Source organism: Janibacter sp. FSL W8-0316 (genome assembly GCF_038004165.1).
GTDB lineage: Bacteria > Actinomycetota > Actinomycetes > Actinomycetales > Dermatophilaceae > Janibacter > Janibacter indicus.
On the sequence record NZ_JBBOQX010000001.1, the window covers coordinates 1,547,524 to 1,559,642 of the forward strand.

A 12,119-nucleotide genomic window follows, 5' to 3' on the forward strand; every position below is an offset into this window, starting at 1 on the left:
CCCTCGTCGTCTGCTCGCGGGCTCAGAGAGCGCCGCGCGCCGCCTTGCGCAGGTCGGCGTTGAGCGTGCTGATGACGTCGAGCGGGATCTCCTTGGGGCACGCCGCCGCGCACTCACCGATGTTGGTGCACCCGCCGAAGCCCTCGAGGTCGTGCGTCTCGAGCATCTTGACGACCCGGCCGCCGCGCTCGGGCTGACCCTGCGGCAGCTCACCCAGGTGGGTGACCTTGGCGCCGAGGAAGAGCATGCCCGAGGCATTGGGGCAGGCCGCGACACAGGCGCCGCAGCCGATGCACTTGGCCGAGTCGAAGGCCCGGTCGGCCTTGTCCTTGGGCACCGGCACCGAGTGCGCCTCGGGGGCCGCGCCCGTGTTGACCGAGATGAAGCCGCCCGACTGGATGATCCGGTCGAAGGCGCTCCGGTCGACGACGAGGTCGCGGATGACCGGGAAGGCGTTGGCCCGCCACGGCTCGACCGTGATCGTCTCGCCGCTGCGGAAGGAGCGCATGTGCAGCTGGCAGGTGGTCGTCCGCTCGGGGCCGTGGGCCTCGCCGGAGATCATCAGGCCGCACATGCCGCAGATGCCTTCGCGGCAGTCGCTGTCGAAGGCGATCGGCTCGGTGCCCTCGGCGATGAGCTGCTCGTTGAGGACGTCGAGCATCTCCAGGAAGGACATGTCCGGAGAGATGTCCTTGAGCTGGTAGGTGACGAGTTCGCCCTTCGCCGTGGGTCCGGCCTGGCGCCAGATCTTGAGGGTCAGTTCCATGCTCACTTGTAGCTCCGCTGCTTCAGCTCGATGAACTTGTAGTTCAGGTCTTCCTTGTGCAGGACGGGCGCGCCGTCGCCGCCGAACTCCCATGCCGCGACATAGGCGAACTCGTCGTCGTGACGCAACGCCTCACCGTCTTCGGTCTGGGACTCCGCGCGGAAGTGGCCGCCGCAGGACTCGCGGCGGTGCAGCGCGTCGATGCACATGAGCTCACCGAGCTCGAGGAAGTCGGCGACGCGGCCGGCCTTCTCGAGGCTCTGGTTGAGGGTGTCGGCCTCGCCGAGGACCCGGACATTGGTCCAGAACTCCTGCTTGAGGTCGCGGATGAGGCCGATCGCCTTGCGCAGGCCGGCGTCGCTGCGCTCCATGCCGCAGTACTCCCACATGATGTGGCCGAGCTCGCGGTGGAAGGAGTCGACGCTGCGCTCGCCGTTGATCGAGAGGAACTTCTCGATCCGCTCGGTCACCGATGCCTTGGCCTCGACGACCGCCGGGTGGTCCTCGGAGATCTTGTCGAAGGGGCCCTTGGCGAGGTAGGCGCGCACGGTGTTGGGCAGGACGAAGTAGCCGTCGGCGAGGCACTGCATGAGCGACGAGGCGCCCAGACGGTTGGCGCCGTGGTCGGAGAAGTTGGCCTCACCGACCGCGTACAGGCCCGGGATCGAGGTCTGCAGGTCGTAGTCGACCCACAGCCCGCCCATCGTGTAGTGCACGGCCGGGTAGATACGCATCGGCGTCTCGTAGGGGTTCTCCCCCGTGATCCGGGCGTACATGTCGAAGAGGTTGCCGTACTTCTCCTCGACGGTCTCCCGGCCCATGCGCTCGATGGCGGCGGCGAAGTCGAGGTAGACACCACGCCGCATCTGGCGCTTGTTGCCGTCCTGGTCGACCTCGTCGACGAGCGGGCCGACACCGCGGCCCTCGTCGCACATGTTCTTCGCCTGGCGCGAGGCGATGTCGCGGGGCACGAGGTTGCCGAAGGCCGGGTAGATCCGCTCCAGGTAGTAGTCGCGGTCCTCCTCGGGGATCTGCCGCGGGTCCTTGTCGCAGTCCTCGGCGCGCTTGGGCACCCAGATGCGACCGTCGTTGCGCAGCGACTCCGACATCAGGGTCAGCTTCGACTGGTGCTCGCCGGAGACCGGGATGCAGGTCGGGTGGATCTGCGTGTAGCAGGGGTTGCCGAAGTAGGCACCCTTGCGGTGGGCTCGCCACGCGGCGGTGACATTGCAGCCCATCGCGTTGGTCGAGAGGAAGAAGACGTTGCCGTAGCCACCCGTCGCGAGGACGACGACGTCGGCCAGGTGCGTCTCGATCTCACCGGTGACCATGTCGCGCGCGATGATGCCGCGGGCGACCCCGTCGACGAGGACGACCTCGAGCATCTCGTGGCGGCTGTACTCGGTGACCGTGCCCTTGGCGACCTGGCGCTCCATGGCCTGGTAGGCGCCGATGAGCAGCTGCTGACCGGTCTGGCCGGCGGCGTAGAAGGTGCGGGCGACCTGGACACCACCGAAGGAGCGGTTGTCGAGCAGGCCGCCGTACTCGCGGGCGAAGGGAACACCCTGGGCGACGCACTGGTCGATGATGTTGGTGCTCACCTCGGCGAGGCGGTAGACGTTGGTCTCACGGCTGCGGTAGTCGCCGCCCTTGACCGTGTCGTAGAAGAGGCGGTAGGTCGAGTCGCCGTCGTCGTTGTAGTTCTTCGCGGCGTTGATGCCACCCTGGGCGGCGATCGAGTGCGCGCGCCGGGCGCTGTCCTGGTAGAAGAAGCTCTTGACGTTGTAGCCGGCCTCTCCCATGGTCGCGGCGGCGGAGGCACCGGCGAGGCCGGTGCCGACGATGATGACGTCGAGCTTGCGGCGGTTGGCCGGGTTGACGAGGGCGTTGTCGAACTTGTGCTGCGTCCACATCTTGTCGATGGGCTGGTCCGGAGCCTTGGTGTCCGCGATGGGCTCGCCCTCGGTGAAGTACTCGCTGAGCGTGTCGGTCATGTGGTCAGTGCTCCTGGTCAGACGAGGTTGAAGAACAGCGCGAGCGGCGGGATGAGGAAGCCGACGACGACCACCGCGGCGATGACACCACCGAGGGCGCGGGCGCGGGAGCGGGCCACCGCGGTCCGGTTGAGGCCCATGGTCTGCGAGGCGCTGTAGACACCGTGGTAGAGGTGCATGCCCAGCGCGACCATCGCCAGGGCGTAGATGAGGACGACCCACCACAGCTCGAAGCTGGCGCTGATCATGACGAAGGGGGATTCCTTCACCGCGTCGGCGTCGGCCGAGGAGTTGAAGTTCGGCTTGACGACGGTGAAGTGGATCAGGTGGAAGATCACGAAGAGCAGGAGCGCGAGCCCGCCCCAGCGCATCGTGCGCGAGGCGAAGGTCGAGGAGATGTTCTTCTTCACCTGGTACTTGACCGGGCGTGCGGCGTTGTTGCGCGCGATGAGCTTCAGCGCGGCGTAGACGTGCCCGATGATCGCGAGGATGAGCACGACCCGCACGATCCACAGCAGTCCGCCGTAGGGCAGCATCGGCTCGCCGAAGGTGCGCAGGTGGTGGGCGTACTCGTCGAAGGCCTCCTGCCCGGCGAGCGCCTTGAGGTTGCCGTACATGTGCAACAGGACGTACAGGATGAAGATGACGCCGGTGCCCGCCATGAGGTATTTCAGCCCGATGGAGGAAGACGCCACCCCCTTCTTCTTCGCGGGGAGGGTCGTAGTAGCCACGGGGTCAAGGTACCGCCTTGTGAGCGGGCACACGTAGCCGGGGCGGCCGTCCACGGTGTGATGTTTGCCCGGTTACCGTGACGTAATAGACAACACATTCGTCCCGGAAATCCGGGGCGGGCGAAGGAGCGAGGACATGGACGACAGCGCCGCCGAGACGATCGTCGCCGCGACGACACCCCGCGGCGAGATCGCGCTGCGGGAGCGGGCGCACCCCGACGGCAGCGGCTCGGTCGTCCACGAGCTCGTCGTCGCCGGCGTCTTCGCCATGGACAGCCTCGACACGTCGACCGAGACCGCGCTGGCGGTCGAAGCGCTGACCCGGACCGCGGCGCCCGGGCGGGTGCTCGTCGGCGGCCTCGGTCTGGGCTTCACGACCTGGCAGGTCCTCAACGACAAGCGGGTGCGGCAGGTCGACGTCGTCGAGATCGAGAGCGACCTCGTCGAGTGGGCCCGGCTCGGTCTGGCCCCGACACTCGGCCTGGTCGCCCGCCACCCCCGCGTACGCGTCCACGCCGGCGACATCGCACCGGTGCTCGCCGGTGCCGCCACCCCCTTCGGCCCGTGGGACCTCGTCCTGCTCGACGTCGACAACGGCCCGAGCTTCCTCGTCCACGCGGGTAACGAGCGCATCTACTCCCCCGAGGCCCTGCGCGGGGCTCTCGACCAGGTCTCCCCCGGCGGCACCCTCGCCATCTGGGCCGCCCAGCCCGAGCCCGACCTGCTCGCCGCCCTGTCCACTCTCGCCCCGACCGAGGAGGTCCTCCTCGAGGTCGAGCGTGAAGGGCGCACCCTCACCTACGCTCTCTACCTCACCCGCCCCTGACCGGCCCGAAAGGACTGGCTCAGCCGGCAGCGGCCGCCTTGGCAGCGGCGGGCAGGGCGGCGCGGATGACGTCGAGGGCCTCGGCGTCGAGGGCGCCGGAGACGAACCAGGCCTCGAAGGCGCTCGGCGGCAGGTGGACGCCGCCCTCGAGCATCGCGTGGAAGAAGCGACCGTAGGCCGCGGTGTCCTGCGCCTGCGCGTCGGCGAAGGAGCGCACCGGCTCGTCGCGGAAGAAGATCGAGAACATCGACCCGGCCCACTGGACGGTGTGCGCGACCCCCTCGGCGGACAGGGCGTCGGAGGCGGCGTCGGCGATGGTGCGCGCGGTCTCGAGCAGGCGCGGGTAGAGCTCGTCGGTGCACGCCCGGAGCGTCGCGAGCCCGGCCGCGGTGGCGACGGGGTTACCCGAGAGCGTGCCGGCCTGGTAGACGGGCCCGTCGGGCGCCAGCCGTGCCATGAGGTCGGCGCGGCCGCCGAAGGCCGCGGCGGGGAAGCCGCCACCCATGACCTTGCCGAAGGTGAACAGGTCCGGGGCACCGCTCGGGTAGCCGCCGGGGTGGGCTCCCTCAGCGCCGGTCTCGAGGCCGTACCAGCCCGAGCGGCTGCAGCGGAACCCGGTCATGACCTCGTCGCTGATGAGCAGTGCCCCGTGGGCAGACGTGATTCGACGCAGCGCCTCGGTGAACCCGGGCGCCGGCGGCACGACGCCCATGTTGCCGGGCGATGCCTCGGTGATCACCGCGGCGATCTCCTCCCCACGCACGGCGAAGAGCTCCTCGACCGCGCCCAGGTCGTTGTAGGGCAGCACCACCGTCTCGCCCGCTGCCGACGCGGGCACACCGGCGGAGTCGGGCAGCGCAAAGGTCGCCACCCCCGAACCGGCCTGCGCGAGAAGGGCGTCCACGTGGCCGTGGTAGCAGCCAGCGAACTTCACGACGACCGAGCGGCCGGTCGCGCCCCGCGCCAGACGAAGGGCGGACATCGTCGCCTCGGTCCCCGAGGAGACGAGGCGCACCTGCTCCAGCGGTTCCACGCGCTCGACGATCTCGGCGGCCAGGGCCACCTCGTTCTCGCTCGGGGTACCGAAGGAGAATCCCTTGGCCGCGGCGTCGGTGACGCTGGCGAGCACGTCGGGGTGGGCGTGCCCGAGGATCATCGGGCCCCACGAGCAGATGAGGTCGACGTAGCGGTTGCCGTCGACGTCGGTGAGCCAGGGACCGCGGGCGCTGTCGATGAAGCGCGGCACGCCACCGACCCCGCGGAAGGCCCGGACCGGCGAGTTGACGCCGCCGGGAGTGACCTCGCGGGCGCGGTCGAAGAGAGCCTGGGATGCGGTGGTCGAGAGCGTCATGCCCTGATCCTCCCAAACCCGGATCGCGCACTCCCCGAGGAGGTTGCGCTGCAACCCTCCCGAAGGGTCAGTCGTCGAGCCCGATCTCGTGGTGCTGCGGCGCCATCCGATCACGCAGCGCGGCCATCGCTTCGCCGAGAGCGGCGAACTGCTGCGGCGTGAGCACGTCGACGAGGTGGCTGCGCACGGAGGCCACGTGGGTCTCCGCGATGCCCTCGAGAGCCTCGCGCCCGGCGTCGGTGAGCGAGATCTCGACCCCGCGCCCGTCGTCGGTGGAACGGCACCGCTCGACCCAGCCGCGCTTCTCCAGCCGCGAGGCCGTGTGGGTGACCCGGGAGCGCGACTGGATGATGTCGTCGGCCAGACGCGACATGCGGGTGCGCTGCCCGGGCGACTCCGAGAGCATCGAGAGCAGCTCGTACTCGGTCAGCTGGATCCCGAAGGGGGCGAGGTCGTCGACGAGTGCCCGCTCGAGGAGTCGAGACCCGCGCAGGTAGGCCCGCCAGTGCTGCTGCTGCTCGTCGTCGAGCCAGACGTCGGCGCTCACAGACGGCCCGCGATCTCGAGGGCGAAGTAGGTGAGCACGATCTGGGCGCCCGCGCGCCGGATGTGCAGGAGCGACTCCATGACGGCTGCGTCGCGGTCGATCCAGCCCCGCTCGCTCGCGGCGACGATCTGCGAGTACTCCCCCGAGATATGGTAGGCCGCCACCGGCACCGGCGAGATCTCGGCGGCCGCCGCGATGACGTCGAGGTGCGGCTGGGCCGGCTTGACCATGATGAAGTCCGCGCCCTCGGCGAGGTCGAGCTCGATCTCGCGCAGCGCCTCGGTCGCATTGGCCGGGTCCTGCTGGTAGGTCGCGCGGTCGCCGCTCAGCGAGGACTGCACGGCCTCGCGGAAGGGCCCGTAGAGCGCGGAGGTGTACTTCGCCGCGTAGGCCAGGACGAGCGTGTCGGTGTAGCCGGCCTCGTCGAGCGCGGCACGCACGTGGGCGACCTGGCCGTCCATCATCCCGGACAGCCCCAGGACGTGGGAGCCGGCGGCGGCCTGGGCCAGCGCCATGTCGGCGTAGCGCTCGAGGGTGGCGTCGTTGTCGACGACGCTGCGCCCGTCGGGCGTGGTCGTGAGCACCCCGCAGTGGCCGTGGTCGGTGAACTCGTCCAGGCAGAGGTCGGTCATGACGACCAGCCGGTCGCCGACGGCGTCGACGACCGCCCGGGTGGCGATGTTGAGGATGCCCTGCGGGTCGTCGGCCCCGGAGCCACGGGCGTCCTTGGTCTCCGGCACCCCGAAGAGCATGATCCCGCCGATACCCGCCTCGACGCAGGCGCGCGCCTCCTCGACGAGCGAGTCGAGGGTGTGCTGGACGACGCCGGGCATCGAGGAGATCTCCACGGGCGCGGAGATGCCCTCGCGGACGAAGACCGGCAGGACGAGGTCCGCCGGGTGCAGCCGCGTCTGCGCCACGAGACGACGAAGGGGGACGCTCCCCCGCAGTCGTCGCGGTCGCACGACCGGGCCGCTCACCCCTTCGCCTTGCGTCGGGCCGTCGACTTCTTGCGCCGCTGGCTGGGACGGGTCTGCTCCTCGCCCGCCTCGGCCGCGGCGGCCGCGAGCTCGCGACCGTGGTCGGCGAGGGCCTCGACGAGGCTGTCGCCGGTCGCCTCGGGGGCCAGGACGTCGACCCGCAGGCCGGCCTCCTCGGCGGTCTTGGCGGTGGCCGGACCGATGCACGCGATGATCGTCGACGGGTGCGGCTTGCCGGCGATGCCGACGAGGTTGCGCACGGTCGAGGACGAGGTGAAGACGACGGCGTCGAAAGCGCCCTGCTTGATGGCATCGCGCACCGGCGCCGGCGGCGGGGTTGCGCGCACCGTGCGGTAGGCGGTGACGTCGTCGACCTGCCACCCCATGTCCTGCAGGCCCGCGACGAGGGTGTCGGTCGCGATGTCGGCCCTCGGGAGGAAGACGCGGTCGATCGGGTCGAGGACCTCGTCGTAGGGCGGCCACTCCTCGAGCAGTCCGCGGGCGGACATCTCGCCGGACGGGACGAGGTCGGGCTCGAGGCCCCAGTCGCGCAGGGCGTCGGCGGTGACCCCACCGACGGCGGCGATCTTCAGCCCGGAGAAGGCGCGGGCGTCGAGCCCGAACTCCTCGAACTTCTCGCGGATCGCCTTGACGGCGTTGACCGACGTGAAGCCGATCCACTGGTAGCGACCGGTGACGAGCCCCCGGACGGCACGCTCGACAGCCTGCGGGGTCCGCGGCGGCTCGACGCTGATCGTCGGGACGACCTCGCTCGTCGCGCCGTGGCCGAGCAGCTGCTTGGTCATCGGCCCGGCCTGGTCCTTGGTGCGCGGGATGAGCACGCGCCAGCCGTAGAGCGGCTTGGTCTCGAACCACGACAGGGCGTCGCGCATGCCGACGGTCGACCCGATCACCGCGAGGAGCGGCTCGTCGAGGTCGGCGAGCGCCTCGGCTGCGGCGTCGAGGGTCGTCTGCCGGGTGGCCTGCTGGGTGGTCGTCCCGCCCCGGGTCAGGGCGACCGGGGTGTCAGCCGCCCGACCGGCCGCGATGAGCTCGCCGAAGGCCGGCGCGATGTGCTCGGGCAGGCCGAGCAGCACGAGCGTGACGTCGTCGGCGACCGAGTGCGACAGATCGGCCCGCTTGGAGCCGCTGAGGCTGACGACGTGCAGCGCCCCGGTGCCACGTGCGGTGAGGGGCACCCCCGCGTAGGTCGGCACGGCGCTCACCGACGAGACGCCGGGGACGATGTCGAAGTCGATGTCGGCCTTGACCAGCGCCTGTGCCTCCTCGGCCAGGCCGTTGAAGGTCGCGGGGTCGCCGTCCATGAGTCGCACGACGAGCCCACCCTTGTGCGCCTTGGCGGTCTTGACGACGAGCTTGGCCCGGGACGCGTGCGTCAGCTGCTGCCCGTGCTCGCCGTGACTGGCGTCGACGACGTCGACGTCGTCGCCGGTCATCGAGGCGACGATGGCCTCGTTGGTCAGCTGGTCGGTGATCACCGCGTCCGCGCGCCTGAGCAGGTCGACGGCGGCGACGGTCATGAGTGACGCGTCACCCGGTCCGGCGCCGACGAAGGCGACGCGGGCCGGCCGGCGAGCGGCGGTGGTGGCGGTGGCAGTGCGCTGGGGGGTCACTGGGCATGCTCCGAAGCGGTCGGGGGGTGGGTGGCGGTCAGGTCGGCGATGGCGGGGGCGCCGTCGTCGACGAGGGTGCGGGCGAGCCGGCGGCCGAGCTCCTCGGCCTGCTCGAGGGGGCCGGTGGCGGACCGACGCAGGTCGCTGGAGCCGTCGGTCGCGGCGACGACGGCCCGCAGCGACAGCACGGGACCGTCGACGTCGTCGACGACCTCGGCGAGCGCGCCGACGGGTGCGGCGCAGCCGGCCTCGAGCTCGGCGAGGATCGCGCGCTCGGCGGTGACGGCGGCCCGCGTGTCGGCGTCGTCGAGGGGACGCAGGGCGGCGAGCACCCGATCGTCGTCCTCGCGGCACTCGACGGCGAGCGCGCCCTGGCCGGGCGCCGGCAGCATCTGGATCGGGTCGAGGACCTCGGTGACGCGGTCGCGCAGGTCGAGCCGGGTCAGGCCCGCGTGGGCGAGCACGATCGCGTCGAGCTGGTCCTCACCGGGGCCGACCATGTCGAGCCGGGTGCCGAGGTTGCCGCGGATGTCGCGGAAGCGCAGCCCGAGGCCGAGCGCGGCCAGCTGGGCCCGACGTCGCGGCGACCCGGTGCCGACGACGGCGCCCTCGCCGAGCTCGCCGATGGTGAGCCCGTCACGGGCGCACAGCGCGTCGCGCGGGTCGACCCGCGGCGGGATGGCGACGACGACCAGCCCCGGTTCCGGTGCGGTCGGCAGGTCCTTGAGCGAGTGCACGGCCAGATCGATCTCGCCGTCGTGCAGCGCCTGGCGCAGAGCGCTGGCGAAGACCCCGGTGCCGCCCATGCTGGCGAGCGAGGCGCGGTTGGTGTCGCCCTCGGTGACGATCTCGACGAGCTCGACGTCGAGGCCGGCGGCCCGCAGGGCGTCGGCGACGTGGCCGGACTGGGTCATGGCCAAGGCCGAGCGACGGGTCCCCAGACGAAGGGAGGTCACAGGACACCTCCGTCGGCGTGCAGGTCGAAGAGCTGACGCAGGGCGTCCTCGTACTCGCCGAGCCGGCCGTCGACGGCCAGCTCCTTGGCGCGCACGGTCGGCTGGTGCAGCAGCTTGTCGACGATCCGGTGGACGGCCCGCTCGACCTCGGCCCGGTGCTCGGCACTCATGTCGGGGGTGCGCTGGTCGAGGCGGCCGAGCTCACGCCCGACGACCTGCTGGGCGGCGGCGCGCAGTGCCCGGACCGTCGGCGCGGCCTGGCTCGCCGCGCGCGCACCGAGGTGACGGGTGACAGCGTCACCGACGAGCGAGCGCGCCTGTTCGACCTCGGGGACGGTACCGCTGGAGCCGAGGAGCTCGCCGAGCTCGGCCAGGCCCAGACGCACGACGCCCGTGAGGTCGGCGACCTCCTGGCCGATGTCGTGCGGGAGGGCGAGGTCGACGAAGGCCTGCCGCCGACCGCCGCGCGCCACCTGGGCGTCGGCGACGTCGGCCAGGGTGATCGCCAGACCGGTCGAGCCGGTGCAGGAGATGACCACGTCGGCGTCGGCGAGCGCCTCGGCGAGCTCGTCGAGGGGACGGGCGGTGCCCTCGAGCCGCTCGGCGAGCGCGACCCCCCGCTCGTGGGTGCGGTTGACGACGGTGAGCCGCTCGGCACCGCGGCGCACGGTGCTCGTCGCGGCCAGGGCGCTCATGGCGCCGGCACCCACGACGAGGACGTGGGCGTCGGCGAGCGGGCCGACGTGCTGCTCCGCGGCGTCGAGGCCGGCACCGACGAGCGAGCGCGAGACCTCGTCGATGCCCGTCTCGGAATGCACCTGCTTGCCGGTGCGCAGGGCCTGCTGGACCAGGGAGTTGAGGCTGGAGCCGACGTGCCCGTCCGACTGGCCGCGAGCCAGTGCGGCACGCAGCTGCCCGAGGATCTGCGACTCTCCGACGGCCATCGAGTCCAGGCCCGCCGCGACGTTGAAGACGTGGGCGACGGCGGCGTCGCCGTAGTGGAGGTCGAGGTGGGCCTTGAGGTCGTCGTGGGTGATGCCGGTCGACGAGGTGAAGGCCTCGGTGAGGTCGGCGACCGCGCCGTGGAAGCCGCTGACCTCGGCGTAGATCTCGGTGCGGTTGCAGGTCGCGACGACGACGTGCTCGCTGATGTCGGGGCTGTCCGAGGCCGCCGCGAGGATCTGGGCGAGGCTGGCCTCGTCGAGCGCCGCCCGCTCCAGCACGGAGATGGGGGCACGTCGGTGATTGAGGCCGAAGGCGAGCAGACTCATCGGCCCGCCGCCTCGTCGAGGAGCTCGTCCGAGCCGCCCACGCGCTGTTGCTCGTGGAAGGCGAGGATCTGCAGCTCGGTGGACAGGTCGACCTTGCGCATGTGCACCCCTTCGGGAACCTGGATGGCCATCGCGGCGAAGTTGAGGATGGAGCTGACACCGGCCGCGACGAGCAGGTCGGCGACCGCCTGGGCGGACGCCGCCGGGGTCGCGATGACCCCGATGCACGCCTCTCCGGGCACGACCAGGGAGGTCAGCGCCTCCATGGGCTGGATCGCCAGCTCGTCGACGCTGTCGCCGACGATGCCCTCGTCGCGGTCGAGGAGCGCGACGACCTTGAAGCCCTTGGTCGCGAAGCCTCCGTAGGAGGCCAGGGCCCGACCGAGGTTGCCCATGCCGACGATGATCACGGGCCAGTCGTGGGTCAGCCCCAGGGCCCGGGATATCTGGTAGGTCAGGTGGGCGACGTCGTAGCCGACTCCGCGGACCCCGTAGGAGCCGAGGTGGCTGAGGTCCTTGCGCAGCTTGGCGGAGCTGACGCCGGCGCTGTGGGCGAGCTCCTCGGAGGAGACGGACTGCACGTCCTGCGCGGTCAGCTGGCCAAGCGCCCGGAGGTATCCGGGAAGTCGCGCGACCGTCGCATCGGGGATCTCCCGCTTGGCGGCCTGATCGACTGACACGGCTGGGCTGCGCTCCTCTCGCGGTCGTGGGGCGAGCGGCGCCGAACGACCGAACGACTCGAGATTACGCTCTTGTGAACAAATGCACAAAGTCGCCACATACGGTGGACACCGGCCACCCCGGCCCGCACCCTCACGCCTGCAGCGCCGCGCGCAACCGCCCTTCGTCCACCCGCCAGTAGTCGTGCTGGCGCCCGTCGACGAAGGTGACCGGCACCTCCTCGGTGTAACGCGCCAGCTCGGGGTCGGCATCGATGTCGACCTCGGCGAAGCTGTCGCCGGTCTCGGCGACGACCCGCGCGATGATCGCGCGCGCCTCGTCGCACAGGTGACAGCCCTGGCGTGCGACCATCACCACCCGGGCATCGGGAAGGGCGACCACC

At 71.3% G+C, this 12,119-nt stretch carries 12 protein-coding genes; 1 reads left to right on the forward strand and 11 read right to left on the reverse strand.

What is annotated here, in order from left to right; genetic code table 11:
- Nucleotides 1–22: 22 nt before the first annotated feature.
- Genes NYE39_RS07575 through NYE39_RS07585 form a run of 3 tightly spaced genes read right to left on the reverse strand, consistent with a single transcriptional unit; the run spans nt 23 to nt 3,491 of the window.
- The gene (locus tag NYE39_RS07575; protein ID WP_072625386.1) at nt 23–766 is read right to left on the reverse strand and encodes a succinate dehydrogenase/fumarate reductase iron-sulfur subunit; all 744 of its coding nucleotides are present in this window, start codon (nt 764–766) and stop codon (nt 23–25) included.
- A gap of 2 nt (nt 767–768) precedes the next feature.
- Nucleotides 769–2,760: a fumarate reductase/succinate dehydrogenase flavoprotein subunit gene (locus tag NYE39_RS07580; protein WP_072625387.1), complete on the reverse strand. Its 1,992-nt coding sequence runs from the start codon at nt 2,758–2,760 to the stop codon at nt 769–771.
- A gap of 17 nt (nt 2,761–2,777) precedes the next feature.
- Nucleotides 2,778–3,491: a succinate dehydrogenase cytochrome b subunit gene (locus tag NYE39_RS07585; RefSeq protein WP_072625388.1), complete on the reverse strand. Its 714-nt coding sequence runs from the start codon at nt 3,489–3,491 to the stop codon at nt 2,778–2,780.
- A 136-nt stretch (nt 3,492–3,627) separates the two neighbouring features.
- On the opposite strand from NYE39_RS07585, the gene NYE39_RS07590 reads away from it, so the two are divergent.
- Complete coding sequence (locus NYE39_RS07590) at nt 3,628–4,317, forward strand: hypothetical protein (RefSeq protein ID WP_341012297.1); 690 nt, start codon at nt 3,628–3,630, stop codon at nt 4,315–4,317.
- Nucleotides 4,318–4,336: 19 nt separating this feature from the next.
- Here the strand turns inward: NYE39_RS07590 and hemL are convergent, their stop codons facing one another.
- From hemL to NYE39_RS07630, 8 genes are all read right to left on the reverse strand, one after another.
- On the reverse strand, nt 4,337–5,668 hold the full coding sequence (gene hemL / locus NYE39_RS07595) for a glutamate-1-semialdehyde 2,1-aminomutase (RefSeq protein ID WP_341012298.1): 1,332 nt from the start codon (nt 5,666–5,668) through the stop codon (nt 4,337–4,339).
- Between the two features lie 67 nt (nt 5,669–5,735).
- Nucleotides 5,736–6,215, reverse strand: coding sequence for a MarR family winged helix-turn-helix transcriptional regulator (locus NYE39_RS07600; RefSeq protein ID WP_341012299.1), 480 nt, complete (start codon nt 6,213–6,215; stop codon nt 5,736–5,738).
- The gene (hemB, locus tag NYE39_RS07605) at nt 6,212–7,195 is read right to left on the reverse strand and encodes a porphobilinogen synthase (RefSeq protein ID WP_341012300.1); all 984 of its coding nucleotides are present in this window, start codon (nt 7,193–7,195) and stop codon (nt 6,212–6,214) included. Before hemB ends, NYE39_RS07600 begins: the two co-directional genes overlap by 4 nt.
- Nucleotides 7,192–8,829 (reverse strand): bifunctional uroporphyrinogen-III C-methyltransferase/uroporphyrinogen-III synthase, encoded by a 1,638-nt coding sequence (locus tag NYE39_RS07610; RefSeq protein ID WP_341012301.1) that lies wholly within the window; start codon nt 8,827–8,829, stop codon nt 7,192–7,194. Before NYE39_RS07610 ends, hemB begins: the two co-directional genes overlap by 4 nt.
- On the reverse strand, nt 8,826–9,785 hold the full coding sequence (gene hemC, locus NYE39_RS07615; protein ID WP_341012302.1) for a hydroxymethylbilane synthase: 960 nt from the start codon (nt 9,783–9,785) through the stop codon (nt 8,826–8,828). The genes NYE39_RS07610 and hemC overlap by 4 nt, the downstream gene beginning before the upstream one ends.
- A complete protein-coding gene (locus NYE39_RS07620; RefSeq protein WP_341012303.1) occupies nt 9,782–11,056 on the reverse strand; it encodes a glutamyl-tRNA reductase in 1,275 nt (424 codons plus the stop codon). Before NYE39_RS07620 ends, hemC begins: the two co-directional genes overlap by 4 nt.
- Nucleotides 11,053–11,736, reverse strand: a complete 684-nt coding sequence (locus NYE39_RS07625) for a redox-sensing transcriptional repressor Rex (RefSeq protein ID WP_072625396.1) — start codon at nt 11,734–11,736, stop codon at nt 11,053–11,055. The genes NYE39_RS07620 and NYE39_RS07625 overlap by 4 nt, the downstream gene beginning before the upstream one ends.
- A 133-nt stretch (nt 11,737–11,869) precedes the next feature.
- A complete protein-coding gene (locus NYE39_RS07630; protein WP_318843249.1) occupies nt 11,870–12,118 on the reverse strand; it encodes a glutaredoxin family protein in 249 nt (82 codons plus the stop codon).
- Nucleotide 12,119 lies beyond the last annotated feature (1 nt).

Excerpts from the sequence above, each read along its gene's own strand:
- NYE39_RS07575 (WP_072625386.1), bottom strand. The coding sequence starts at position 766 with ATGGAACTGACCCTCAAGATCTGGCGCCAGGCCGGACCCACGGCGAAG.
- NYE39_RS07580 (WP_072625387.1), bottom strand. The coding sequence starts at position 2,760 with ATGACCGACACGCTCAGCGAGTACTTCACCGAGGGCGAGCCCATCGCG.
- NYE39_RS07590 (WP_341012297.1), top strand. The coding sequence starts at position 3,628 with ATGGACGACAGCGCCGCCGAGACGATCGTCGCCGCGACGACACCCCGC.
- hemL (WP_341012298.1), bottom strand. The coding sequence starts at position 5,668 with ATGACGCTCTCGACCACCGCATCCCAGGCTCTCTTCGACCGCGCCCGC.
- NYE39_RS07620 (WP_341012303.1), bottom strand. The coding sequence starts at position 11,056 with ATGAGTCTGCTCGCCTTCGGCCTCAATCACCGACGTGCCCCCATCTCC.